The following is a 24,719-nucleotide window of genomic DNA, read 5'->3' as shown; positions in this document are numbered from 1 at the left end:
GACCCCGACGCCGGCGCAGGCGCGATCCCGATCAGCTCTGAATCATCGCCAGCCCGGCACCCGCGTCACCGCGTGGCGCGGTCCCCGCCGAGCCCACTCCTCCGCCGCTGCACCCCGAGCAGGATCGCCCCAGCGAGCAGCAGCATCGCGCCGGCCGCCGCAGCCCCCGTTGCCGGGCCGTTGCCCGTCTCGGGCAGCTTCGCCGCGGCGTCGCCAGCCGTGGGCGGGGTCGCCTGGCCACCGCGCTCCGTCGGGGGCTCAGTGGGGGGCTTCGGGGCGCCTGGCTCGACCGCCGTGTCGTCCTGCACTTCCACCAGCACGGACGCGACCACGTCGCCCACCGTCGCGGTGATCGTGTGCGGGCTCGCCGTCGGGAACGTGACCGTCAGCCCGTCCACCACGTCGGTGGCGACGTCGCTCGTGAGCGTCACGTCGCTCGGGTCGAGCACGACCGGGTTGCCGCTCGCGTCAGCGCCGGTGACGGCGAACTCGAGCGAACCGCCGCGCGCCACCGTCGCAGCGGAGGCTGTGATCGAGAGGCTGGCGAGCGGGCCAGCGACGACCTCGAGTTCGGCGGTCGCGGTCGCCCCGTCGAAGGTGCCGGTGAGCGTGCGCGCGCCGGCCGCCGTGACCCGCACCGTGTTGCCCGTCACCGTGTCGCTCGGGATCGAGGACGTGATCTCCACGTCGGCGCTCGCATCGACGGTGCCGCCGAACGCTGCGTTCGCGGTCGCCGTGACCACAACGTCGCTGCCCGACGCGACGACCGGATCCGGCACCGCGAGTGACAGCGTCCGCCGCTCCCACTGTGCGTACAGCGTCACGTCGGCGCCGGAAGCCACCGAGGCCAGCGAGGTGTAGGGCAGCACGGCGGCGCCCGATCCGTCCGGCTCCGTGTTCCAGCCGGTGATCACCCACCCGGCCGCGGAGGGGTCAGGGAGCACTCCAACCGTGTCCCCGGACACCACGCTCGTGACGGGGTCCCCGGCGCCCGGCCAGTTCTCATCCCAGGTCACCGCGTACGCGCTCACGCGCCACCCCGCGTACAGGGTGAGATCGGCGGTCACTGACGCATCGAAGTCGTAGGCAACCCGCAGATCGGGATCGGTGAACCAGCCAGTAAACGCGTGCCGCTCGCGCGTCGGCTGCGCGGGCTCGCTCACCGTGCCCCCGTGCCTCACGGCCGCGGTGCTCGTCGCCGGTTCGCCGCCGTCCGCGTCGAACGTGACGGTGTGCGCGGCGAGTGCGGTGCCTCTCGCGTCCGCTGTGGAGAGCGTGGTATCGGCGCGAAGGAGCGTCACCGTTACGCTCGCTGCCTGCCCGGGGGCGAGTCCGCGCACGATCACGACGCCATCATCGGTGATCGTTCCGGTGCCGTCGGTGGTCATCAGCATGAATGAGGTGTTTCCGTCGGCGAGCGTGTCGTAGTCGACGATCGGCGCGGTCCAGCCGTCAGCGGTCGGGCTCACGGCACCCAGCGCGAATCGGATGGGCGGGTGCAGGTTTGACCGCCCGACCACGGTCGCACGCCCCTCCGCCTCCCCCGCGCGAGTCGAGAACACATCAACGGCTGCGTAGCGATTCGCGGCGAGTCCCGTGACCGTCAGCACCCCGGCTTGCAGGGCCGCGGTCGCGTCACCTAACACTTCGAGGCGATAGCTCACCTGCGGATCCCAGTTCAGGATCTGGACGGTGAACCCGTCCGCTGTTCCCTGCGGAGCGGAGAACGTCGGGGCGCCCGTCGCTGCGCGCAGCGAGAATCCGGAGACCTCGGTGGTTGCGGACCGCCAGCCGTCCCGCGACGTTCGCACGCTCACCGTCTCGGAGGTGCCGGGAGCCATGCCCGACACGGTGATCACGTCTCCATCACGGCTGACGCGGACACTGCTTGCGCCGTTCGCCACCGCCAGCGCGTAGGTGAAGCGATCATCAAAGTTGGTGATCCGCGTGGTAAACCCGTCCGCCGTCGACACCGGGGTGGTCAGCGATGCCGGGGCCTGTGCGAACCCGGCGACGCCCCAGGCCTGCGCCGAGGTCGAGAAGTGACCTGCCTTCGTGGCGGTCACGGTCGCGACCGTGGTATCGCCCGGGGTGAGGCCGCTGACCGTGATGGTCTTCCCGCTCACTGCTACGGTGCCCGTTGGTGAGACCGCAGAGTACTGGAATGTCGGGTCGTAGTTGGTCATTTCGACGGTGAAGCCGTCGGCGGTCGGAACAGGCGTGCCGAACGCGAAGAATAGCCCCGTCGCCGGGAGCCGCTCCGTGAGCGTGAGGCTCGGGCTGTTCGCGCCAGTGCCCACCTCGTTCACGGCTTGGACAAAGATCGTCGGGATCTCCCCGTGAAGGTCCACATACCCGGGCCCGGAGACATCAACACTCAGAGAACTTGCCGTGGCCCCCGCCCGCACGAGATATCCCGAGTGTCCGGCCCCATTCGACTTCCCGACGAACACCTCGTACTGCGTCACGGGTGCATCGATCGGATCCGCCACTCGATCCCAGGAGACCTCAATGCTGTTGCCAACGATGCGGGCGGTAACATTCTGCGGAGTGCCCGGGACCAGCCTGGGCTTCACCATCACCCGCGCGGTGGGCTCCGAGTTCACATCTCCGGGCAGCCACCGCTGCGCGGAGACCCAGTACTCGCGGTACAGCGTGAGGCCCGAGACGGTACAGAAGGTCTGCGGGACCCCGACGGAGCAGGTGTCCACGGGGGTGCCCCCGACCTCGGCGTCCCAGACGGTCACTCGGACGCCGCCGCTCGTCTGAGGGTCACCCTCCGCGTACCTCCAGTTGAAGTACGCGGCGTTCCCGCTGGCACCGGTGCGCGTGAACGTCGGGGGCTGCGGCGCGGACTCGTCCGCGGCCTGGGCCTGGGCTTGGCGTGCGGCCGGGGCCTCCGCCGCGGCCCCCGGCTGCTCCGCCTCGGGAGCAAGGGTGTCCGTGGCTGCGGGCGGCGCTTCGGCGGGAGTTGGCGCCTCGTCGGCAGGAGGCGCGTCCTCAACGACCGTGATGTCCGCAGTGTCGGGGGCCTCAGCGGCGTCCGGAGTTGGGGCTTCCGGGGTGTCCGTGGCTGGCGCTCCTGCGCCCGGCTGCTCGGTCACCACGGCGGGCGGGGCCGCGCCCGCTTCGGCAAACGCGGGGGCTGGGGCAAGCGTACCGAGCAGCGAGGCGACGACGATCGTCATGCCGATCGACAGCTTCTTCGCACGTGGCATCCGGACGTCCAATCGTCGTAGCGGAGGCACTGCAGCAAGCTGTTGACCCGCTCGTATTCCCCCAGAAATACAGATCCCCGCACCGCATCGCTGGGGTGCCCTCGTCGCGAGGTTCAGTGGCTGAGCAGGGAACTCAGCCGGGAACACACTTATTCAATCACAGTGAGCACGAAGCGCATAGGCGGCATACAGCTTCACTCGGCCGCTCCGCTCCGCTTTGTTCCGCTCTGGGGACAGTGGCGCGACGCCTGCCAGGCTCAGCGGAAGCCCGGGTCCTGTGACCCGGGCGGGACTGGATCCCATGCGTCGCGGTTCTCGCGCACGAACTGTTCGAAGCGTGTGGCTGGTTGCCCGGTGAGCGCGCGGATGCTGCGGTTCGGGATCGCGGAGATGTTCAGTCGCACGACGCGGTGGATCATCTTTTGCACGTCGAGGTAGTCGGCGGGTGCCCCGGCTGCGGCGAGCGCGTCGAGGTATTCACGCTCGCTCGGCCGTGTGTAGGCGCGGCGGAGATGCCCCGGCTCGGTCATGACCGCTGCGGCCACTCGCCCGATGTCTTTGGCGTCGATGAACGCGGTGCGCGAGCGCCCGGCCGGCACGAAGATCTCGCCGCGCTCGCGGATGCCGGGCGCGTACACGGTGGAGAGGTTTTGCATGAAGAAGTTGGGGCGCAGGAACGTGGAGGGGGCGTCGATCCGGCGGAGATACTGCTCGACCGCGTGGTGCGGGGTCTTCCGGTTGCCCTGCACCCCTTGAAGGGAGAGGAATACGATCTGCCGCATTCCGAGACTGAGCGCGGCATCGATCACCGGGAACAGGAACTGCGCCACGTCGGCGATCGCTGGCGGCCGCATCAGGAACAGGCGATCAGCCCCCGCCATGCTGGCCCGCAGTTCTTCCGGCGCATCCCCGAAGGCGAAACGCCTCTTCTCCGCCCCCGCAGGCACCTCCGCGGTGTCGTCGCGCACGCCGGCGATGACCTGCTCGCCGCGATCCAGCAGGTGTTGCAGCACGGAGCTGCCGACGATCCCGGTCGCCCCGGTGATAAACGCGCGACTCATGGCTGCTCCGTTGTGTGTTCGGGGCCGGCCGTTTCCGACCGGCCGTTGCGCAGTTCAGCCCAGTATCGCAGGCGTGCGGAGACGTCGCGTTCGTAACCGCCGGTCGTCGGCTCGTAGAAGGTCTGCCTGGGCATCCCGTCCGGGAAGTAGTTCGCGCCCGAGAACCCGGTCTCGGTGTCGGGGTCGTACTGGTATCCCGCACCGTAGCCGAGGTCTTTCATGAGGCGGGTGGGAGCGTTGAGAATGTGCGCTGGCGGCATGAGTGACCCGGTCTTCTTCGCCGCTGCGAGCGCCCTGTTGAATGAGCGGTACACGCCGATCGATTTCGGCGCGGTGGCGAGGTAGAGCACCGCCTGCGCAAGCGCGATCTCCCCCTCGGGCGAGCCGAGGCGCTCGTACACATCCCAGGCGGCGAGCGCCTGCTGCACGGCCTGCGGGTCGGCCATGCCGATGTCTTCGTTCGCGAATCGAGTGATGCGCCGGGCGATGAAGAGGGGGTCCTCACCGCCGAGCAGCATCCTCGACAACCAGTAGAGGGCGGCGTCCGGGTCTGAGCCGCGCATCGACTTGTGCAGCGCGGAAATGAGGTTGTAGTGCCCCTCCTGCGACTTGTCGTACAGCGGCGCGCGCTGCTGCACCGCCGCGGCGAGCGTCGCGGTATCGAGCGGGGCGGGGAGCGCCTGGACCTGATCCACCATGTTGAGCAGGTACCGGCCATCGCCGTCCGCCATGGCGATGAGTGCCTGCCGCGCTTCCCGGTCGAGCGGCAACGGTCCGCCGAGCACTTCCTCGGCTCGCTCGATGAGCGTCGCGAGCGCCGCCTCGTCGAGCCGCTTCAACACGCACACCTGGCTGCGCGAGAGCAGCGCGCCGTTGAGCTCGAAGCTGGGGTTCTCGGTGGTCGCGCCGACCAGGATGATGGTGCCGTCCTCGACGTAGGGCAGGAAGGAGTCTTGCTGGGCGCGGTTGAAGCGGTGGATCTCGTCGACGAAGAGGAGGGTCCCCTGCCCGATCTCCCGGCGCCGCTGCGCGGCCGTGAACACCTTTCTGAGGTCGGCGACGCCCGAAAATGTCGCGGAGAGCGGCTCGAACGCGAGGTTCGTCTGCTCGGCGAGGAGCCGGGCGATCGTCGTCTTCCCGCACCCGGGCGGACCCCACAGGATCATCGAGACGAGCCGTCCAGCTGCGATCATCCTGCCGATCGGCGCGTCCTCGGCGAGCAGGTGGTCCTGCCCAACGACGTCGGCGAGCCGCTGCGGGCGCAGCCGATCCGCGAGCGGCCGATCCGCGTCCTCGATGCTGAACAGGCTCGGTTGTTCGTTCACGATCTGCCTTTCTGCGAGGGATCGGAGCCCCGACGGAGCGTCATGAGTCCCGCCTGCCAAAGGTTGCCGGGTTCACCGGCCGCTGCGCCCGTGGCAGCTTCTCCACGACCAGCAGATACGACTCGGTAACCAGCGCCTCCACGAGGCTTCGATCGAGGCCACCACCAGGATTCAGCGTGATCCAGTGCCGCTTGTTCATGTGGTAGCCGGGCGTGATGCTCTGGTGCTGCTCGCGGAGCGCGATGCTGTCCGCCGGATCCGCCTTGACGATCACGCAGGGCGCCCCCGTGGTCTCGGTCAACAGCATGAAGACTTTGCCGCGCACCTTGAACACCTCCCAGTCCGGGCCAAATGGGTACTCGAGCCCCGCGCCGGGAAGTTCCGCAACGCGTTCGCGGGCGTATCTCTGCAGGGTGGCTCCCTTCATGAGTCCCTCCAAGATCGAGATGGCGGCTTCGTCGTTGGGCCCCACTGTACGTGCAGCCACCGACATTGGGCCCGCGAGGAGTATGATCCCGACATGACTGACGACTGGCGCACGAACCGCGTTGCGGAGATCCGCTCCCTCATTCTCCGCGCCGTTCCCGGCGTGACCGAGGAGGCGAAGTGGGTGAAGCCCACGAACCCCGCCGGCGTTCCCACGTTTTCGCACGGCGGGCTCATCTGCACGGTTGAGACGTACAAGGACAAGGTGAAGGTGACGTTTGCGCGGGGAGCTTCCCTCGCTGACCCGGCCGGCCTGTTCAACGCGAGCCTCGACGCTGGCACGCGCCGCGCGATCGACCTCCGCGAGCACGACAGACTCGACGAGGAGGCGTTCATCGCCCTCGTCGAGGAGGCGGCTGCCGCGCTCGCCTGACGGCCCGGCCACCCGCCCGGCCGGCCCCGGCCTGCCCCCGCCACCCCCACCAATCACTTAGTGCGAGTTTGCTCCGATTCACCGCCCCACAAGCGGATCGTACTCACTCCACTTTCTTGGGAGCGGCGCTCCCCCGCTCACGATCCCCGCCCGATGGCCGGCCACACCACCTCACACGGATTCGTGCGACTCCGATCCGCTATGGACGCTCAAACCGGATCAGACCCGCTCCAAACTCCAGTCTGAATCTCGCGGATCACCTCGCCGAGCACGCCCGACGCGAGCAGCCCCTTGCCCAGCGGCCCGGACGTGTCCTCGCCGAGGAGCGGGAGCTGCGCAAGCGCGGCGCGGACTTCTGGGCTCATGCGTTCGAGCTGCCAGGTAATTTCCGCGTCACGACCGGCGGCCTCATCATCGGCCGCGAGCCCAGCGGCTTTGGCGGCGTACGCGGCGGCGCCGAGTGCGTGCGCGCCCATGTGCGCGACACCGGCCGCCTGCCCCGCCGCGCGTGCTGCCGCAATGGCAGCAGCACCGGACGCCGACTGTGCTGCGCGGCCAGCCTCAAATCTGCGCCGGATCTCACCTGCGGCGTCGAGCTCGCCCCTCCCGAACGCGCGAGCACGTGCGATTCCGTCTCGCGCCCGACCGTCCTCCGGGGCTTCCACCTCGAACAGCGGAAGGACACGTTCAGCGCAATCGGCTGCCCAGTGGGCGACGAGCCGGCGGTCGGATTCGCTGAGCGTCTGCGGTGATCCCATGACCCCAGCATCGCATGGAGGGGACTGCTCCGCATCACGCACGCCAGCACCAGCGCCGAACTCGCCCGTCCACCGCGCCGATCGCACATGGCGCTGAGCGATACTCGCTCCCCCGAAGTGCAGGTACGTGACGTACACTGCGTACATTACGTACCTCCCTGGAGCCACAACGAAGAATGGAGCGGAGAATGTCTCACGCGCCGGCCGCCGACTACCCGACTTTCTCAAGCGCCCGCACTCACCTGAAGGAGGTGCTGGATCGCGCACGCGCCGGCCAGATGGTGACGGTGTCTCGCGGTTCGGACGTCTCCGCAGTGGTCTCCGCGACGAAGCTCCGGGATTTCCTGTTCCGCACTGTTCCACCGCTCTTGGAGATCGCTCACGAGGAAGGGCGGGTCATCGCGCTCATGCGGTCACGCCCGTTCGTTTCGGAGGGACGCACGGTTGATGACGCGCTCGCAGACATGGTGGAGTCGCTTCGGGAGTACGCGGCAGACTGGCGTGATCACCTCACCGACGCTCCGAACCACGCTGAGCACTGGCCATTGGTCCAGCTGATCTTGCTATCGACAGACGACGAGCTTCGTGATTGGTTCGAGCATGGCGGGGCGTAAGCATCCGCCAGCGACGCGCGAGCACCACGACAGCTTTTGCACGACGGAGCAGTGGGAACTCAAGCGGGGCGCGACGGGACAGCCCGTCCGACATCACCGCACTTACATCCTGCGACTTTGGGACGGGCGGGTGCTTCGCACACGCCTCTCACGGCCGGTGGACGGTTCCGAATACCCGGCGAGCATGTGGGCTCACATTCTGCGTGCGCAGCTCGAGGTCGATACCGCATCGTTCTGGGCGTGCGTGGAGGATCAGGTGCTGCCGGATCGTGGCGCTCCCAAGCCGCGCACAGCACGGAAGCCGATCCCGCTCCACCTGTACCGCGAGCTGACACGCCTCGGGGTGCCCGAGTCCGAGATCGCGGAGCTTGACGCGGCGGGCGCAGCGAATCGCTACGCGGCAATACTGGCGGCCGGCGACGGCGTCGAGTAGCGGATTTCCAGACCATTCCTCTTGGTAAGTTGAGAGCCATGTATGAGCACCCCACACGCGAGGCGCTTCGCGAGTTTGTCGCCGAGCGAGACTGGGCCCAGTTCCATACCCCGGAGAATCTCGCCAAGAGCATCAGCATCGAGGCGGGCGAACTCCTGGAGTGCTTCCAGTGGGGTGACGCGGACCTCGCCTCGGCCCGCGACGAACTCGCTGACGTGCTCACCTACTGTCTGCTGCTCGCAGACCGCTTGGGGCTCGATCCCGACACGATTGTCACTGAGAAGCTCGCGCACACGCGCGCCAAGTACCCGATCGAGAAGGCCCGCGGGCGAAGCGAGAAGTATGACCGTCTCTGAGATCCAGCGGTTTCCATTTGCTTCGGAACAGATCAGGGCCTGGGGCGCAGCGAGCGCGAAGCACCGCAACTGGCCCGTGGTCTACGTCATGTCGAACGACCGCGAGGTGTACGTCGGCGAGTCGCTCAACGCCGAGGGGCGGATGCGCCAGCACCTCGACTCCGTCGAGAAGCGGCAGCTCGAGTGGGTGCGCGTCGTTCTCGATGAGACGTTCAACAAGTCAGCCTGCCTCGATCTCGAGTCCTTCCTGATCCGCATGTTCTCCGGGGACGGGCGACTGCAGGTCCTCAACCAGAACGCGGGAATCACCGACGCCGACTATTTCGATCGGGATCGCTACCGCCGCACATTCGATACGGTTTTCGAGCAGCTGCGCACCAACGAGCACCTGTTTCAGCGCACGCTGCCGGAGATCATCAACAGTGATCTGTTCAAGCTTTCGCCGTTCAAGGCGCTGAACCACGACCAGGCTGTGGCCGTCGAGGACATCCTTTCGGGGCTGTTCACGGATCTTGAGACGGGCGCCCCCAGCACAGTCGTGGTGCAGGGAAATCCTGGCACCGGCAAGACTGTTGTGGCGATCTACCTGCTGAAGTTGTTGGAGGACATTCGCCGCCACCGCGCGGATGAGGCCCCCGACAGCGACTCGCTCTTCAGTGAGTTCTTCACGCCGGGGCACGCGGAGCTCCTCGAGACACTGCGGGTCGGCATCGTCGTTCCGCAGCAGTCGCTGCGCGAGTCGATCGCGAAGGTGTTCGCGCTCACTCCCGGCCTCGACAAGAGCATGGTGTTTACCCCGTTCACGGTCGGTGAGAGCGATCGCCCCTTCGACCTCCTCATCGTGGACGAGGCGCATCGACTGAACCAGCGCGCAAATCAGGCGTCCGGACCGCTGAACCAGAAGTTCGCGGCGATCAACGAGAAGCTCTTCGGGCACGACGATCCGGAACTCACCCAGCTCGATTGGATCCGGAAACTCAGCACCCACACGATCCTCATGCTCGACACGGAGCAGAGCGTGCGCCCCGCGGATCTCTCGGCGGAGACCACTACGGCGCTGCTCAGGGAGGTCGGCGCGAACGGTCGCGTCTACCCGCTCCGCTCGCAGATGCGGATCGCGGCTGACGCCGATTACGTTGGCTACGTCCGAGCGTTGCTCGGCGGCGCTCCCCCGGCGCACCGCGCGTCATTCCCTGGATACGATCTCCGCTTCTTCGACGACCTCGGTGAGATGCGCCATGAGATCCTGCAACGCAATGCGGAGCACGGGCTGGCGCGTCTGGTGGCGGGATACGCCTGGCCGTGGCGGAGCAAGCGTGACCAGAGCGCGTTCGATATCGAACTCGACGGCGAGCAGCTGCGTTGGAACTCCACGCAGAAGGACTGGATCAACTCCCCCGACTCGATCAACGAAGTGGGCTCGATCCACACGGTGCAGGGATACGACCTCAACTACGCGGGCGTGATCATCGGCAAGGACCTCCGCCTCGACGCGGCAACCGGAACCGTCGTCTTTGACCGAGCCGAGTACCACGACAAGAAGGGCCGCGAGAACAACCCGAAGCGCGGCATCGAGTACACGGACGAGGACCTCCTACAGTACGTCCGCAACATCTACACGGTGCTCCTCACCCGGGGAATCCGCGGCACGTACGTCTACGTCTGCGACCCGGCGTTGCGGGAGCGCTTGCGCGGTTTGATTTAGCCCCACGCGAGGTCTTGGTATGACGCACCTCGTGCTTCAACGCAAGGCGGCGTTACCTGAATTTGAACCTGCGACCCCTTGGGTCAAAATGCCTGATCAGAGGCTATTTTGATTGCGTTGGGTTGTCTTGGGTTCGCTTGATTTACATAGGGAGTAGGCACATCGCCTGTTCCGAGTGTAGCCGATCGCCTGGGAACCGTCACGGACGATTCCGTCGGGTATTCGTCGGGTGCGGGGAGCATGGCTCGTCGCCACTGATTCTCATTCGGAATCCGGACCGAGCTCGGTCACCTTCGCCTCCAACTCACGTGAAGCTTCACGCCCGTCCTCATTGTCAATCAGCCCATACGGCGGCTGATCCGGGTGCTGAGAATAACGAATCACCACATGTAAATCCATGTTGCTTGGAGGCTGGTTGTCTACAAAGATAATCTGAGCCCCGGTATGCGCGGCAAGCCAGCGCTCCACATGCGCGTAGATATTATCGACAATATGTCTGCGTCGAGTCGCGATCGAGGCGTTCAACTCTGCAACTTCTGCATCGCCTACCGTCGACACGGAGCCGGGCACCAAGTTCTTTTGCGGGCTATCAACGAGCAGGAAGCCGGGGTGCCCCGAGCCTTTCTCAAACGCGATTTCAAACAGAGCCAACTCCCATGCAAGAGCTATAAGAGTCATGGCGCCCGAGGAGCCTACTTTGTCGTAACGTTTTCCTCTAACGTGAGGAACAAGATTCTTCTCGAGACGCACGAGATCAATCTTCGGATATTCAAAGTCGACAAGAATCTCGTGCATGCGATTGGCAACCGCAGCAAGCATTGTGTCCCGGGGATTAGCTTCCGCCAGGTAGTTCGCTTTGCGCGCTCTCGCGTCCTTCAACGCCGACGAAACTTGTAGCAACTCGGATTCTCTTTGACGCAATTGCAGGAGCATCTGCCGCGCCTTTTGCAAAGTTTTCAAGCTTGCCTGAACCTGCACCAGTTCTCGCTGAATCTGATCCCGCTCGGCAAGATAGGGAGATATAACCTCCGCTGATGCTGAATCAAGCGAGTCCTGCGCACGAGCCGCGCGTTTGCGCACCTCGTCTAGATCATTCCGAAGCGATTCGGCCTCGGAACGAACCTCCTGAGAGAACTTCAAGAGTTGGTTCAACCGAAGCGTGAGGCTTCGGTGTTCTGAAGAGAGATCAAGTGGCGTGCTGGCTTCGCCGGGAGTGAGTTCTGTATGGCAAAGTGAGCAGCGTTGATCTTCAACGCAAGGAGAGTCCTCCAATTTGCTCTGGCACACTGGACAGGTAACCACTGTTAGAGAATCAAACAGGGTGATGGATTCCGCAACCAGGTCAAGTCGACGGATCTCATCTGCATACTGCGCTCTCAAAGGCTCAAGCCTGCTCGCAAGCGTCTCCCGATCACGTAACTTAAGCTGAACACGTTGCGCTTCTCTTTGCGCGCTTGCGTACTCTCCACGAAGTTCGGATGTGAAGTCGCTTCTTGCCGCGACTCGATCATCGATAACTCTAATTCGGGCAGAAAGGGAAGCCGACTGAACCCTTAGTTTGTCGCTTTCTTCGTCCAGCTCTTCGATGCTAGTGAACCCTGCGTCGGACATGAACGCACGCAGTGTTTGAACGGCGCGGCCAAGCTCCCGTTCTTCAGCCCCAAGTTCCTCGACAGCGCGCGACAAGTAAGAACCATCATTGTCTGAGACCCCGAAAAGAATGTTGACGACTTGGTTCAACTTGATCGATCGATGAGGATGATGTTCAAGAGCCAGATTGCCATTGTCGAGACGTCGATTCGTGAGAAACCACAGCGGTTGCAGGTCTCGAAAGCTCAGTACGCTAGTTTTCGAATCCACCTGCGTTGGGGCTTGGTCAAGCCGTAGGCCACTTAGTCCGCATAACTGAAGCAGGTAATGAGAAAGGGATTCCGATTCGGCGGGATCGTATGTGAATGAGCGCACGGGAGGGGCGACCATTGAGTCGAAATCCCCCTCATAGAGGAATGCTTTCGTGGACGCCATGCCCAACGGCCGTTCGATAACGTATCGGCGTTGCTTCGCTTCAGCTTCTTCTGACTGCGAGATATCAATAGCGAGCTGAGCCGAACGCACATTCGCCACTATTTCATCGTGTTCAGGATGTTCTTTTGCACCTAGACACCAGTCGATAAACTCCAGCACGGTCGTCTTACCTGTGCTGATCTCTCCAGCAATGATGGAAAGGTCGCGAATACGATCGGCATCATCCGAATCGGTGAAATTAACTTGATATGAGCGAAGGGCGCCCACCAGTCGAAGAGCTCGAATATTGAATGCGGGGGATGTCATGCTGTGATTCCTAGAAAAGAGCGCCTGGAAGAGGAAGCGATGAGAGCTCGGCGCCTAGCTCGTCAGCTGATGGTGCGTCAAAAAGATCGAAGAGAACTGAATCCACACGAAGCCAATCTTCCAATTTCTCGCGCAACTTCTTTGATGTGAGTTTGGTAACTATTGGAAGAACCGCTTGCAAGCTTTGCCGGTAAGCGTCGGCGTACACCGAGCAAAGAGTATCCGCCGCATTATTTCCGGATTGAGTGATGGTAATCACCCTTTGCCCGTCAAACGCAGAGATGCTTGCTAGCCCTAAAGAGACCAGTTGAGCAGCATCCGAAGAAATTCTTTCGCGTCGAGAGACATACCGCTGGCCTGGTGAAGCATAGTCGATGGAATGTCGACCAAAGCCCTGCAGCCTTAGTCTGTTGGAGGCTTCTGAGCCCGCCGGAAGAACTAGGAAAGGGTTTGCGGCAAGGAACTCAATCACGGACAGGCGTTCCAAGTTAAGTTTCTTCTCGTGCTGGAGGGCGCTCTCTAAGACGAGCAAAAGCTGTGCCATCCTAAACGCAGGAATCGATTCAGCGCGAAATGGGAGAACGGCTTCTTTCTGCGCGTCGGGCTTCTCAACCATCCTGCTCCCCTTCGCTTTCAGAGATGTTACTTAGCGCGCCATCAAGGAAGTCTGCGGCGACTCTTCTCCAATCGCGCACCCAACCTGCTTTCCCGTTATCCACGGACTGATGAAGCAGTCCGACCCCGTGAAGCACATGAGCTCTGAGTGCGTTTGCTTCGGTGGCATGTTCATTCTCGATTGAACGTACGACATTGGAGTAGAGGCCTGGCAACAATCGCTGCCCCGGTGTTTCGCATGCCGAAATGAACGCATTTGACCAGGTAGAAGCAACGCGAACACGCCACGTGGCGAGCCCGGTGAGCTCTCTGCCGATGCCCTTATCCGCGATTTCACGCTCCAGTATCTCTGCGTTAAAGAATGCTTCCCGAGCGGAGTTTGTCTCTGAGATACCCGCTTCATTCAGCTGATGCACGAACAAGGCATCATCGTATTCAGCCTCTTCGGGGAGCATTTGAAGTCCACGGGTCGGAGCTTCGCCATCATCTTCTTGAGGCACATTGAACAACGGAGAAAAATACATCTCACGCACGGACTGCCCAGCTGGCGCTTGTAATCGGCGTCGCAGGTTCCCCGCTGTTTCCAACTGGATTACGATGCCAAGTTCTTTTTCTTTTCTCCTCTTCCAGCCTGTCCACCATTTCAACATCGGGGCGTCAAGTTCGCACGGAATGCAGAGAGTCCATGATTTGATCTTGTATCCATTGGCTTTCGAGGCCTCTATTGCCGAAGAATACGATTCGCGGACATCATCTTGCTGCGTTGCGCCAAATCCGTTCATGTAGAACTTCGACTGCCAGATATGCACCTCACCATCTTGTCCGAGATCACCCACGTAAGCGTCGATACCCCAATCGCCTGGGTTCGCCTGGATCTCTCGAACATCAGGATGCACGATCCCAACGATGTCGGCGACAAGACGCTCAAACGCCTCGCGCGCACCTGCCTCGCCAGCAAATCTCACTTCAAGAAAGCGGAAGTCAACATCGCCATTTCCAACTACGGCAATATTCTGGCTCACAGGCTCTCCTTCCAGCTCCTTCGCTTTCTCAAGCCTATCCAAGACCTACGAGTTGCCGGTCAAGGCATCAGGTCGTCTTCTCGCGAAGTGCTGACTGGGTTATCGTCGTTCAGCACGACGGCCCCAGTAGCCGGGGCGACGCTTCTCGTGTGCGTAGGCGATCACTGCCACCACATCTCCGCGCGAGTAGTAGATGACGCGGTAGGGGAAGTTGCCGATTCGACGACTACGAACCAGCGGCGGCGGCTTCCAGTGCTCGACAGGAGGCCAGGCATTCGGCGACTCCGCGGCATCGGTGCGGGCCTTCTTCGCGGCGACAGCGAACGCCGCCTCAGACCCAGCCCACTCTTCATAGTGCTGGATCGCGTCGAGGAGTTCTTCTGCCGTCTCAGGATGCACGCGGAGCAGAGCGATCAGCCCTGGAACTTCGCCAGGAGTTCGTTCACACTCGCGTCAACGTCGTCAGCGGTCAAGAGTTCGACCTGCCCCGAATCGACTTCGTCAATGCGACGGCGGAACTCCGCGTTCCACGCCGCATCGATTTCCGACTGCGGCGCTTCCGTCTCAATCTCATCAAGAGCCTGAATGCCGCGATGGATCAGCGCGGCGAGGTCGCGCTTGTCTAGCGCGAGCATCGCCTGCTCAACCTCGGCAACGTCCATAGACATGCTCTCAGTGTACGCCGAAGGTTCTTTATCTGAACAGGAGGTGGGGTGCTTCACAGGCTGCGGCCTGGGCCTTCTCGGCGCGGGTCGGTGCGATCCGAGCCGCGTACGAACGGGTCGCCAAGCCGCCGCCTGCGCACGTCGGCGAGGCGTCAAGATTCCTCAGAGGCCGCCTGTTGCGCGTCGAGCCGCGTGGCGGCTTCGGTAACTGGCAGGGCGCGCAGCTCCTCGACTTCCCGCCGCGCGATGGCGGCATTAGAGGCGGCTTCTCGGGCTTTGCTGTGCGGCTTGATCCCACCCATGCCGTTCCGCATACGCCGCGCCTGGGTTGGGCCGTACTCGCGAATTCCCAGCGCGCGACGCTCTTGCTCCTGCCGCTCCACCATCGCTGTGCCGTCTGCGGTCAGGACCCCTACTGTTCGTGCGGCGTCGAGCACGCGCGGGTCTCGCTCGGCACGAGTCGCGGCTTGGCGCGCCGCCCACGCCGGAAGCAACTCGGCGGTGTACGGCGGTTCGGTACCCCAATCGGCGCGCACCTGTGCCCGGACAGTATCGACGTGATCGGTCGCGGCGCGCTGCTCGGCGCGAGCCCTGCGCTTCCCGAACCGGCCTGCGTTCGCGAGTCGCGCTGTCGCTGCCATCTCGGCGTCCGACGCGGCAATAGCGGCGGCTCCATCCGCTTCGGCCTCAATCGCAAGAGGTTCGGTGACCTCGGCTCGCATCAACTCAGCGGCGACCTTGGCCTCGCGCACAAGTGCGTCGTGCTCTTCTCGTTCTGTTCGGTGCGCCGCGCGCTGTGCGTCGAACTTCGCGGCGCTCTGTGTCCAGCGTGCCGCAGACTGCTCAGCCTTCTCGACTTCGGCGGTCAGTCTGGCGATTGCTTCATTGACTCGCTGCACTGGGCCGTCCGCGATAAGGCCACGCACGGCCTCCTTTGCTTGCTGTGTGGCGTGGTCGAGGCCACGGTCAGCAGAGTCGCGTCCCATCGCGGCGACAAACTGCGCGCGAGCGTCATTCAGGTTCTCGGCCACGACGTGCAGCCGGTTGGTCTCGCGGCCTCTTGTCATGCCGACGTAGACGCCCGCTGCACTCGTCGCACTAGAGAGGATCGTGTGCGAGGTATCAACGGTCGTGCCCTGGACGCCGTACGCGGTCGCGGCATAGGACAGGTGCATGTGCTCGGCCACATACTCGGGCGGGAGCGCGACGATGCGGAGCGCTTTCTTGCCGCGGTCACCGACTTCTCGGGCGTACACAGTACCGTCCTCGGTGATCTGACGCACGATCCACTGTTGCCGGTTCGCGACCCCAATCGTGGTGTCGTTCTTGCGGGCCTGAATCAGGTCGCCCGCGCCCATCGCGAGGCCATCGTTCCCGGTCGCGGTCAACGTGTCGTCGACCTCGCCGTGCTCGACGCGTGCGACGCGGATGCGCTCGTTCAAGGCGGCGGCTTCCTCGTTCGTTGCGACGGTGATCACCTCACCGTCTTGGGCTTGTTCGGTGATCTGGTCCCGGGCCTCGTCCTCACTCTCGTGCAGGGTCACGAGCCCCATCGCGGCGAGTTTGTCGAACACATCGTCGGGGTTCTCCCGGTCGCGCATCGTGAGCGTCAATGCCGCGTATTCGGGGCTGATGCAGCGGTGGAGTTCGGTCATGTCGTAACTGCGTCCGCGCGCGTGGATCGCCGTCTCGAGCACACCACCACGACCGACTGCCGGGAGCGCGTCGGGCGTGTGCGGTGGTTTCCGCAAGCGTCCGACGTGATCGAGCGGGTTCCTCGGTAACACCTCGTGGCGCACGGCGAGGGCGAACGCGAGCCGAAGCGAGACGCGAGCCTGTCGTGCTCGGTTGTAACTCTGCTTCGACAGGTGCTTCAAGAACTGGTCACACCGCGCGACCCCGATCTCGCGAAGCGTGAGCCCTCTGAACGCGGGGGTCACGAGTGTGCGCATGTTCCGCTCGTACAACTGCCGCGTGCTCGGCGAGAGGCGGTCGTCTAGGTCAAGGTCAGCGAGCCAGTAGGCAACCAAGTCCTCGAACGGGCTATCTGGGGTCAGCGTGCCCGCCGTCGGCTGGTACAGGGTGCGCTCGGCGAGTTTCGCTTTCAGCGCCCGCTCTGCGGCCTTCTGCGTTTGCGCGGTGGCCTGCACAACTCGGGTCATTCCATCCCAATCGCGGTAACGCGCGTAGGCGGTCATGCGTCCGGAGGAGGCGGCTTGATAGCCGATGTCGCCGTAGGTGCCGATGGTGAGGCGGGGCCTACTCATGCCATCACCCCCGATCCAGCGATGCCGGCTCGGCAGCGGGTTCTGGCTCGCGCTGCGTCGCCATCCATGCGCGCACGTCGGAGAGCGCGAACTTCAGATGCTTGCCGAAGCGATGCGCGCGTGGGCCGTGGCCGCGCACCCGCCAGTCGTAGAGCGTCGAAATGGGGATGCCGAGGTACGTCGCCAACTCCTCGATGCTGAGGAGCGGTTCGAGCCCCGGCGGGGGCTGAGGGGTGGGGTGCTGCGTATCCATGGAGGACAGGTGCACACCCTGAAACAGCGACCGGAACCAACGGGAAGTATCCGGTCGGGGAAGTCGAGAACACCTGCGTCGGGAGGAGTTTTCGTCGGGTTTTCGTCGGGAAGATCAAATCTACCAACCTCAAAAGCCGCGGAAACCCTTGAGTTTCCGCGGCTTTTCGGTCGGGCTGACAGGATTTGAACCTGCGACCCCCTGACCCCCAGGTAAGAAGCTGACCGATTTACCCCACTTGACCGGGGTTATTCTCTTTCTCACGTTGCACAGCGCGTCACAGATTTCATGCTTTGCAGGACGTTGGCCACTAGATTGGCCCACTAGAATCGCAGTTCCGGCGACGCCACGAGATGAGTTTATGTGGGGTTTACGTCAGCCGGCTCGGCGACGATCCCTAATTCGGTCCCAGGCGCTCCCCGTTTCGTCTTAGAACGGCGATTCATCGCCACTCGCGTCCGGTGGCGGGAGCGGACTCGACCATGCCGTTGTTATCGACATAGTTCGACTATTGGGAGCAAACCGTGATTCCAGTTCGTCAACACTGACCATCACAGGGATCTGCGCCGCGACACCAGACAGGATGCAGGTGCCAGTTGGAAGAATCGGCATCGATTCGAATGACACCCGATCCAAATAGGACACCGCTTTCTCAATCGCCCGGATGTCCAAGTCATTGACAAGACGATGCAAAAAGTAGTTATGCAATTGCGAAATAATGGTTGGCGAGATGTCATGCGGACGCTGGCTTGCGATAGTTAGGAAGACACCGAATTTTCTGCCTTCTTTGACGATTTCCTCGAAGGTCTCCAAACGATAGTCTCGCCAGGCTTCGTTTTCTCGAGAGGAGTCCAGTGAGAGGATGTTGTGCGCCTCGTCAATGATGAGGTTGAGGTGGCGATCGTTCGCTTGGTCGGTGATCTTCTTAGATTCGTAGAGGTGGCGACAGAGGATCATGGGAATGACCTTGCGCATCTCAAGATTCACGTCACGGAGCGAGACGACGGTAAGCGGCTTCGAGGCTACGGTGTCATCTGAGACTGTGATCAGTCGTTTAATACCGTGGATCTGGCTGTGAAGACGCTTCATGAGCGGGCCAATGTGCTCGCGGTTCACAAACCCGCCAATAACATCCTTATAGAACTGCAGAACGAGTTTGAACCTGACAAGGTCGACGTCGGTCACTGCGGAAAAGTCTTGAGTGACAGCCTTGATCTTGTTGGCGATGAAATCTTCCCAGTCTTGGTCGGAAGACCATTTTGGGTTTGGGCCTCCCCAAAAGAAGTTGTGGTTCCGAGTGAAATAGTTCAGGTTGGTCTTGAAGTCCTGAACCATCGCTTTGAAAGAGCCAGAGGCCGTTACACCCAGGCATTCTTCAATCTCTTCAAGGAAGTTGTGCGGCAGGAGTCGATCCATTGACGGGTCGGTGCTCTTGGTTGCTCTCGCTACAGTGTCTCCAATCACCGCGAGCAGTGCGGATGAATCTGGAAGTAGGCGATCCCAGAAATCCCCTCTCAGAACACGCGACACGAACGGCGCTTGAGTCTTCTCTGTAGCGCCGAGCAAGATCGACCAGAACACGGGATCGTTTACGGCGGACGAGGGAAGCGGCAAGCGATCCCCGGAGGTCGTTCGAGTTGATAAGCGGTATTCAGCCTTGAGTTCGTCCTCGATGATTACCGACGCGCCATGGTCATCGTCACCTTCGGCGTCACGGTTGACGTATTCGCCGTTGAAGTCAATGAGCACGAACTGGGATCTGTATAGGAAACCTGGCTGACTGCCGTACTGCTTGAAGAGCTCGTGATAGAGCTTCGCGAGCGAATATGACTTGCCGCTTCCTGTGTTTCCGAACACTCCGATGTGGCTTGCGAATATCTTGTCAACCCCGATGCTGACTGGCTGCGTAGGCTCCATTGCCAGGACACCCAGCGGGATCGTTGGGGTCTTCGCGTCAGCAAATGTGTGAATAGCCTGGAACTCGTTCTCACTGAGGATGAAGCATTCGTTATCGAGGAGAGGCATCTCTCGGACGCCTCTCTGGAAGCGGCCGTTCTCGAAGTATCCAACCAGGCTCACCTCGAGCTCACGCACAAGGCTGTCGACGTTTCGCTTGTAATCGGGCGAGGCGACTCGCTCTTCTCGTATGCGTTCACCGTCGACCGAGGCTACAAGCTCTCCAAATCCCTTGGCGATCTTGATGTAGCTCCCAACGGCGATGTTCCGTACGATCTCTCCCTGGTAGAGAAGATGCGCACTGTTCTTGAGTTTGTCGACGGCAACACGTATTTGTCGCCCCTCTACGGCGACGACTCGTCCAACACTGAATACGGCATCTCGTTTCAGAGTCGCATTCTCGTCAAACACTGGCCAAATCCCCGGCAGCGGAGTCAAGCTTGAGCTCGATGATGTGGTCTGGAGACGGTGTCTTCTCAATCAGCACTTGCTCAAGGAAGTCCTCCACAACGGTACCGAGTGAGAGCTTCCGCTCATCCTCGCCCTTTTCGGGTTCCGCAGGACGCACGAAAAGGATGTTGCCGTTCTTGACCCGTTCCATGGGGAAGAGTTGTTTGATCTCTTTGTAGGAGTCGCGATCGTAGCAAAAGACAATCACTTGAAGAGTAGGGTTGGTCGCAGCTGCCCGCGTCACTAGATCAAGAAGATGCTCGTCGCGGAACGAGAAACCGTGAACGAACAGGGCGCTGTTTTCCTTCTCAAGCTCGTTCGCAAAGCGACGAAGGAGCTCATAGTAGGTCTTATTCAGAACCGTGCTCGCGAACTTGGTTTTCTCGGGGTTGACGATCTGGAGTCGCGAGTATGCCTTGACGAAATCTTTGACTTCATCGCTACGCACTTTTCCTGCTGCCCGTCTCCTCAGCCTGACCGCGTCTACCTGAGCAGGCCTAGTGATGCGAATCAAGGAGGGCCTCGCCGCCTCATACGCCGCTTGCACCCCTTGCACCAGTTTGAGCTGGTGGTCAAAATAGATGTCGTCGCCTTCGCCTCGCCAGGCGGCCGAACCGTGAATTTTAAAGAGATTGACAGTGGGGATCTCTGATCGGTACTCGAAACGGCCCCCTTGTCTATATCGGAGGGTGCTGTATTCGCCGAGGTCGAGACGTGGTCGAATTTTGCCGGAGAACCCGTCATTGGTATCAATCTCGAGGAGTTCGAGTGCCACTTCTGACGCCATGTCGACGTTGGTCGTAAACAAGTTGACTTGTTTGCCGAGGAGAGTGCTCCGTCGCCGCAACAGGACGCGGTTGAGAACGGCCATGAACCGCGCGTAGGTTTTGATCAGCGACTGCGCGCCGGCGTCAGTACGGGCATTCAGAAGTTTGGCATTCGGGACGAGCACCTTGTGGAAGAAGTATCCCTGCACTGAGGCCCGAGCAAGTCTGGTTTCTTCGTCAGCAGTCCGAAGTGCAGTGAGCGCTTTTTCGACATCTCCGAGAGGTTCGAAAAATGGTGCGGAGGTACCTGCGCCGATAAGAAAATTCAGGTGGGAATCTTGGATGATCGTTCGGAGTCGATCGATCGAGATACCGGTTGTTGCTTCCTTCTCGACCGGAACTCCTGGGCCGATGCGCAGCTGACTCGACATTCACGCACCTTTCTTCATCTCTGGGCTCCAAGCCTACTTATACGTGTTCAGTGTTTCGTTGCCCGGAACGCGATCAGTATCTCCGGCTCAGAGAGGGCTTAGTACCAGTGGGGATCGGCGCCAGATCCTCGGGGCCGAAGCCGCGTGCGTGCACGTTGAGCTGGCCTCAGCGCGGTGAACTGTGCTCGGACAGAATCGTAGATGTCATCGGTTGATGACTCATCAACAACGGATACGATCAAGGCGAACGGAATGGTTGTCGGCGAGTTATCTAGTGCCCCGCTTCGACGTGCGACGTATGACACCTCAAGGCGGGGTAGTTCTACTTCCCCGGGTTTCAGCGTCACGCGGTAGTGTCGCACGGTCTCCCACTTGCCGCTATCACGCAGTTGCGCCTCGGATGCTCCAGCCTTGGCGCTGCCGAGGGTCTTGGTAACCGGTTCCTGACTGGGCGTCCATCCTTGAGTGAGCAGTGCGCGCGCGTCCAGGCCGCTGATGTCAAGAGTCCGACTCTTCGCGTTCGATCCCTTGGGCGGGCGGAACGAATGCATGCGATGGTGTGGTCGCATCACCATTTCGAGTGAGGCACTGGTGTATTCGGTGGGTTGTGTTGGATCGACGGGTGACGCGTATGCGAGAGTGATTTGCAGTTTCACGTCGCTCGAAAGCTGCCCCGCGACCGGGATCTGATAGCCGAGCAAATCGCCTCGCTCGATGTCATCGACATAGAGAACGTGAGCTTCGTTGGGCCCACATTCCATCAGGTCTTCAAAAGTCAGAGGCTGTCGCCCGTACCCGACCTCGTCGCGAAGCTTCACATGCTGAGTTGGGCGCTCCGCGAAGTGAGTGGCGAATGCGCGCAGGACGCTGCTGTTGACCCTGGGGAGTCGCGTGACGAGGTCTGCGAGCGCGTGCGTGGTCACGGGTGCAGCGAAGCTCGTGCCAGCGGCTTCGAGGAAACTCCCGTCAGCACGAACGATGTTGAACATGCGTTTTTCTGCTCCACCGAACTGGACACCCAGCGGCTGAACGCGAGCGCCGTGGCGCCCTGGCCCCATGGATGAGTAAGGTGCACGCGCCCAGGGCTTCTCCGGAGACGGAGCGTCGCAGGCGCCGACCGCGAGGCCATTGGCCATGTCCGCAGGGACCTGCACCCGGTGCAACCCAAGATCTCGATCCTGGTCACCATCGTTGCCCGCAGCGACCACGAAAAGCACGTCATCGTCCCATGCGAGCTGATCGAGTTCGCTCGTCCAACGGTTCGGTTCCATGTCATCTTCGACAGCCAGAGTAGGGCCCAGGCTCAGGTTGACGAGTCGGTGGCCACCGGCCTTGATCGATTCCTTGATGCGGTCGAGCACCCAGTAGCCTTCGAGATCGCCAGGGATCTGCGGAGCAGGAAGGACACGATAGCTGGCCACGGGCAGCGGCGGTGTGGGCGCTTGATCGCCCGGCTCTACGAGGCCGTACAGAACAGCTCCGGTCACGCCGGTGCCGTGATCGAGTTCGCCTTGGTCGGCCGGCTCAGGGGTGAGGTCTTTGGCTGCAACGGAAAAAAGACCATTGGCGCGTCGAGCGGTGTCAACACCACCATCGAAGACAGCTACAGACACGTCGGTCATCACAGGTTGGCGTGAGGCCGGCGCAGCAAGACGCAGAACACTCCGAGTACCAAAACGGGGCCGAGGTCGGATCGCCGGCATGGGTCGAAGAACACGTAACGGGTTGAAACGAGAGAGATGTTCGGCCCGATCAGCGTCGAGGCTCACCGGGGTGAATGTGAGGCCGCCAACGGTACGAACGAAGTCGCGGTGCACCTCACCGCCTTCGCTACCGATGAGGTCGAACCAGCGCTCGAGTGTGTCGTCCTCCAGCGGTATCGCGTCGCCCAGGCTGGATGCGCGAGGGTGCAGCACGGCCTCCCAGACTCGCCGAAGCGATGATGCATCTGCGCTCTGATCCGGTGTGCGAAGTACATCGGACTGCCGCGGTAAGGAGATTTCGCTTAACTCGCGGATTTGGGCGAAAGCTTGGTTCTCGGTGCGGTTCCGTCCGCCCTGGGTGATGAGTCGGCGAAGCTCACGCAAGCCGTCATCGGAGACAGCGAAGATGAGCCGCCTCGTCTGACTCTTGACTCTCTTCTTCTTGGTGACATACAGCCCGGTATCAGCTCGTGAGCCAACCGGGGTAGCACCGACGTGAGATAGCAACTCGGTCGGAAAATACGAAGCGGCGAGGTAGTTGGGGAGCAGTTTCGCTTCGACATACACGCGGTCGCTTGCTCGCAGGCGAGGAGAGAGGGCTTCCGCCTGCTCTGCTGCCTCGTTGATCTGTGGGATGAGCAGTTCTTGAGCCGCCTCTACGGTCTGAGGTTCGTACTTGTCACCGCCACCTGGGTTGGGGGCCTGAACATCGAGGCGTAGGGCTTCGCCGTTGACGAGTAGTGGACGTGAGATCCCGTCAGTGCTCCGAACGGCCGCCATCGTTGGCTCCTTCTGCTCGCTTGATGCCATTAGCCACGGTGGGGTGGCTAACGCCGGTCAGACTTGCGATCTGCCGGTTCGACACCTTTAGTATGTCGCGCATCGCAAGGAAAAGCCGGTCACGTCCCGCACCCGTGTCTTGGACTTGACGGGCTAGTTCACTAATCAATTCATCTGACAAGTTGGAATCGTTGAGCACGGAACGCCGGTTTGCAAGAGACCAGAACCGAGTGAGGTCGGAGCTGCTTTGGTCAGCGGTGAGTTCCGTCACAAGTTCAAGGATTTCTTGATCGACAGCTTGAGCTGTCGCAGCGAGGTTGGCAAGGATTGCTGCTCGTTCGACCCGACCAGGCAGCGGCAGCGCGAGAGCGCGATCAAATCGGCGTCCGACTGCGGCATCCAGCAGTTGAGGGTGATTCGTAGCTGCGATCAGTAAGCTCGTATCAGGCCACCGATCAAGCTCAACCAGAATGACGTTGACGATTCGTTTGAGTTCCCCAATATCGGAATCATCGTCACGTCTCTTCGCGATCGCGTCGAATTCATCCAGCAGAAGAACGCAGGGACCTGTCTTGGCATAGTCCAGGACAGACTTGATATTCCGTCCGGAAGTCCCAAGATAGCTTGACACGACCGAGGACAGATCGAGCGAGAGCAACGGAAGAGCAAGGGATTGAGCAAGCCAACGCGCTGTCATTGTCTTCCCCACTCCAGGAGGACCGCTCAGCAAAAGCGTTCGAGTGAGTCCCACTCCGGCTCGGCGGAGGTCGTCCGCTCGTTCGCGTTCACGGACTACCTCACGAAGCTGGCTCATCGTGTCGTCGGCGAGCATCAGCCCATCACCATCCGGGAGGAGGTCGATGTCGACCAACGGTTTGGCACTGTCATCCTCGGTCGGTACGGCGCCGGCAACGTACCTCAGCCCGGTACCGTCAACTCCCGCGGAGATCGCGCTGTGCATCGCATCTCGAAACGACTCAACATCCTCAACACCAGGAGGAACCGCACGCATCAGGCGCGATGCAACCTGCCGAACCCCTGCACCATGGCCACGAGTACCGACCCTCACCAGATCAATGACGGCTCGCTCCAGACCGCCCTCCGATTGGTAACCTTTGCGCGATGCATCTGACATGATTACCACCCTATC

At 62.0% G+C, this 24,719-nt stretch carries 21 protein-coding genes; 5 read left to right on the top strand and 16 right to left on the bottom strand.

The genetic code is table 11. The features are described from left to right. Positions 1–65: 65 nt before the first annotated feature. The 4 genes from EGM46_RS06150 to EGM46_RS06135 all read right to left on the bottom strand — a co-directional run bounded on the left by EGM46_RS06150 (position 66) and on the right by EGM46_RS06135 (position 6,031). Positions 66–3,218, bottom strand: coding sequence for an InlB B-repeat-containing protein (locus EGM46_RS06150; protein WP_125099283.1), 3,153 nt, complete (start codon positions 3,216–3,218; stop codon positions 66–68). Between the two features lie 257 nt (positions 3,219–3,475). Then, complete coding sequence (locus EGM46_RS06145) at positions 3,476–4,279, bottom strand: NmrA family NAD(P)-binding protein (protein WP_125099282.1); 804 nt, start codon at positions 4,277–4,279, stop codon at positions 3,476–3,478. After that, on the bottom strand, positions 4,276–5,604 hold the full coding sequence (locus tag EGM46_RS06140) for a replication-associated recombination protein A (RefSeq protein ID WP_241156212.1): 1,329 nt from the start codon (positions 5,602–5,604) through the stop codon (positions 4,276–4,278). Before EGM46_RS06140 ends, EGM46_RS06145 begins: the two co-directional genes overlap by 4 nt. Positions 5,605–5,644: 40 nt before the next feature. Next, positions 5,645–6,031, bottom strand: a complete 387-nt coding sequence (locus EGM46_RS06135; RefSeq protein ID WP_125099345.1) for an MmcQ/YjbR family DNA-binding protein — start codon at positions 6,029–6,031, stop codon at positions 5,645–5,647. Between the two features lie 93 nt (positions 6,032–6,124). Between EGM46_RS06135 and EGM46_RS06130 the strand changes: the two genes are divergently transcribed. Next, complete coding sequence (locus tag EGM46_RS06130; protein WP_125099281.1) at positions 6,125–6,463, top strand: DUF1801 domain-containing protein; 339 nt, start codon at positions 6,125–6,127, stop codon at positions 6,461–6,463. 209 nt (positions 6,464–6,672) lie between these two features. Here the strand turns inward: EGM46_RS06130 and EGM46_RS06125 are convergent, their stop codons facing one another. Then, entirely contained in the window at positions 6,673–7,221 is a 549-nt protein-coding gene (locus EGM46_RS06125) for a putative immunity protein (RefSeq protein WP_125099280.1), read from the bottom strand. Positions 7,222–7,409: 188 nt separating this feature from the next. Between EGM46_RS06125 and EGM46_RS06120 the strand changes: the two genes are divergently transcribed. The 4 genes from EGM46_RS06120 (at position 7,410) to EGM46_RS06105 (ending at position 10,329) form a co-directional block, all read left to right on the top strand. Further along, positions 7,410–7,835 carry a prevent-host-death protein gene (locus EGM46_RS06120; RefSeq protein ID WP_164512823.1) on the top strand — a complete coding sequence of 142 codons (426 nt, stop codon included), beginning with the start codon at positions 7,410–7,412 and terminating at the stop codon, positions 7,833–7,835. Positions 7,836–8,019: 184 nt separating this feature from the next. After that, positions 8,020–8,268, top strand: coding sequence for a hypothetical protein (locus EGM46_RS14845; RefSeq protein WP_206427514.1), 249 nt, complete (start codon positions 8,020–8,022; stop codon positions 8,266–8,268). A gap of 38 nt (positions 8,269–8,306) precedes the next feature. Beyond that, positions 8,307–8,624, top strand: coding sequence for a nucleotide pyrophosphohydrolase (locus tag EGM46_RS06110; RefSeq protein ID WP_125099277.1), 318 nt, complete (start codon positions 8,307–8,309; stop codon positions 8,622–8,624). Next, positions 8,611–10,329 (top strand): DUF2075 domain-containing protein, encoded by a 1,719-nt coding sequence (locus tag EGM46_RS06105; protein WP_125099276.1) that lies wholly within the window; start codon positions 8,611–8,613, stop codon positions 10,327–10,329. The genes EGM46_RS06110 and EGM46_RS06105 overlap by 14 nt, the downstream gene beginning before the upstream one ends. Positions 10,330–10,590: 261 nt before the next feature. On the opposite strand, the gene EGM46_RS06100 is transcribed toward EGM46_RS06105, so the two are convergent. The 11 genes from EGM46_RS06100 to EGM46_RS06050 all read right to left on the bottom strand — a co-directional run bounded on the left by EGM46_RS06100 (position 10,591) and on the right by EGM46_RS06050 (position 24,704). After that, positions 10,591–12,660, bottom strand: a complete 2,070-nt coding sequence (locus EGM46_RS06100; protein WP_125099275.1) for a hypothetical protein — start codon at positions 12,658–12,660, stop codon at positions 10,591–10,593. Positions 12,661–12,670: 10 nt separating this feature from the next. After that, entirely contained in the window at positions 12,671–13,276 is a 606-nt protein-coding gene (locus EGM46_RS06095; RefSeq protein ID WP_125099274.1) for a hypothetical protein, read from the bottom strand. Continuing rightward, positions 13,269–14,297 (bottom strand): hypothetical protein, encoded by a 1,029-nt coding sequence (locus EGM46_RS06090; RefSeq protein ID WP_125099273.1) that lies wholly within the window; start codon positions 14,295–14,297, stop codon positions 13,269–13,271. The genes EGM46_RS06095 and EGM46_RS06090 overlap by 8 nt, the downstream gene beginning before the upstream one ends. Before the next feature lie 99 nt (positions 14,298–14,396). Beyond that, entirely contained in the window at positions 14,397–14,696 is a 300-nt protein-coding gene (locus EGM46_RS06085; protein ID WP_125099272.1) for a type II toxin-antitoxin system RelE/ParE family toxin, read from the bottom strand. A 14-nt stretch (positions 14,697–14,710) separates the two neighbouring features. Further along, positions 14,711–14,965 (bottom strand): addiction module protein, encoded by a 255-nt coding sequence (locus EGM46_RS06080; RefSeq protein ID WP_125099271.1) that lies wholly within the window; start codon positions 14,963–14,965, stop codon positions 14,711–14,713. A gap of 149 nt (positions 14,966–15,114) precedes the next feature. Next, entirely contained in the window at positions 15,115–17,229 is a 2,115-nt protein-coding gene (locus EGM46_RS06075; protein WP_125099270.1) for a hypothetical protein, read from the bottom strand. A gap of 4 nt (positions 17,230–17,233) precedes the next feature. Further along, positions 17,234–17,482, bottom strand: coding sequence for a helix-turn-helix domain-containing protein (locus EGM46_RS06070; protein ID WP_125099269.1), 249 nt, complete (start codon positions 17,480–17,482; stop codon positions 17,234–17,236). Between the two features lie 429 nt (positions 17,483–17,911). Next, complete coding sequence (locus EGM46_RS06065; protein ID WP_125099268.1) at positions 17,912–19,849, bottom strand: ATP-binding protein; 1,938 nt, start codon at positions 19,847–19,849, stop codon at positions 17,912–17,914. After that, positions 19,842–21,086 (bottom strand): SIR2 family protein, encoded by a 1,245-nt coding sequence (locus EGM46_RS06060; RefSeq protein ID WP_125099267.1) that lies wholly within the window; start codon positions 21,084–21,086, stop codon positions 19,842–19,844. Before EGM46_RS06060 ends, EGM46_RS06065 begins: the two co-directional genes overlap by 8 nt. Positions 21,087–21,184: 98 nt before the next feature. Continuing rightward, positions 21,185–23,569, bottom strand: coding sequence for a S8 family peptidase (locus tag EGM46_RS06055; protein WP_164512822.1), 2,385 nt, complete (start codon positions 23,567–23,569; stop codon positions 21,185–21,187). Further along, positions 23,547–24,704: an AAA family ATPase gene (locus EGM46_RS06050; protein ID WP_125099265.1), complete on the bottom strand. Its 1,158-nt coding sequence runs from the start codon at positions 24,702–24,704 to the stop codon at positions 23,547–23,549. The genes EGM46_RS06055 and EGM46_RS06050 overlap by 23 nt, the downstream gene beginning before the upstream one ends. Positions 24,705–24,719 lie beyond the last annotated feature (15 nt).

It is taken from the genome of Leucobacter chromiireducens, from assembly GCF_003917135.1.
Lineage (GTDB): Bacteria > Actinomycetota > Actinomycetes > Actinomycetales > Microbacteriaceae > Leucobacter > Leucobacter chromiireducens_A.
Note: the sequence above shows the minus strand (reverse complement) of the source record. Positions and strands in the feature narration are given on the sequence as shown.

What these genes read in the sequence shown, in the direction of transcription:
- EGM46_RS06150 (WP_125099283.1), bottom strand. Translation starts at nt 3,218, where the DNA reads ATGCCACGTGCGAAGAAGCTGTCGATCGGCATGACGATCGTCGTCGCC.
- EGM46_RS06145 (WP_125099282.1), bottom strand. Translation starts at nt 4,279, where the DNA reads ATGAGTCGCGCGTTTATCACCGGGGCGACCGGGATCGTCGGCAGCTCC.
- EGM46_RS06135 (WP_125099345.1), bottom strand. Translation starts at nt 6,031, where the DNA reads ATGAAGGGAGCCACCCTGCAGAGATACGCCCGCGAACGCGTTGCGGAA.
- EGM46_RS06130 (WP_125099281.1), top strand. Translation starts at nt 6,125, where the DNA reads ATGACTGACGACTGGCGCACGAACCGCGTTGCGGAGATCCGCTCCCTC.
- EGM46_RS06125 (WP_125099280.1), bottom strand. Translation starts at nt 7,221, where the DNA reads ATGGGATCACCGCAGACGCTCAGCGAATCCGACCGCCGGCTCGTCGCC.
- EGM46_RS06120 (WP_164512823.1), top strand. Translation starts at nt 7,410, where the DNA reads ATGTCTCACGCGCCGGCCGCCGACTACCCGACTTTCTCAAGCGCCCGC.
- EGM46_RS14845 (WP_206427514.1), top strand. Translation starts at nt 8,020, where the DNA reads ATGTGGGCTCACATTCTGCGTGCGCAGCTCGAGGTCGATACCGCATCG.
- EGM46_RS06110 (WP_125099277.1), top strand. Translation starts at nt 8,307, where the DNA reads ATGTATGAGCACCCCACACGCGAGGCGCTTCGCGAGTTTGTCGCCGAG.
- EGM46_RS06105 (WP_125099276.1), top strand. Translation starts at nt 8,611, where the DNA reads ATGACCGTCTCTGAGATCCAGCGGTTTCCATTTGCTTCGGAACAGATC.
- EGM46_RS06100 (WP_125099275.1), bottom strand. Translation starts at nt 12,660, where the DNA reads ATGACATCCCCCGCATTCAATATTCGAGCTCTTCGACTGGTGGGCGCC.
- EGM46_RS06095 (WP_125099274.1), bottom strand. Translation starts at nt 13,276, where the DNA reads ATGGTTGAGAAGCCCGACGCGCAGAAAGAAGCCGTTCTCCCATTTCGC.
- EGM46_RS06080 (WP_125099271.1), bottom strand. Translation starts at nt 14,965, where the DNA reads ATGTCTATGGACGTTGCCGAGGTTGAGCAGGCGATGCTCGCGCTAGAC.
- EGM46_RS06075 (WP_125099270.1), bottom strand. Translation starts at nt 17,229, where the DNA reads ATGAGTAGGCCCCGCCTCACCATCGGCACCTACGGCGACATCGGCTAT.
- EGM46_RS06070 (WP_125099269.1), bottom strand. Translation starts at nt 17,482, where the DNA reads ATGGATACGCAGCACCCCACCCCTCAGCCCCCGCCGGGGCTCGAACCG.
- EGM46_RS06060 (WP_125099267.1), bottom strand. Translation starts at nt 21,086, where the DNA reads ATGTCGAGTCAGCTGCGCATCGGCCCAGGAGTTCCGGTCGAGAAGGAA.
- EGM46_RS06055 (WP_164512822.1), bottom strand. Translation starts at nt 23,569, where the DNA reads ATGGCGGCCGTTCGGAGCACTGACGGGATCTCACGTCCACTACTCGTC.
- EGM46_RS06050 (WP_125099265.1), bottom strand. Translation starts at nt 24,704, where the DNA reads ATGTCAGATGCATCGCGCAAAGGTTACCAATCGGAGGGCGGTCTGGAG.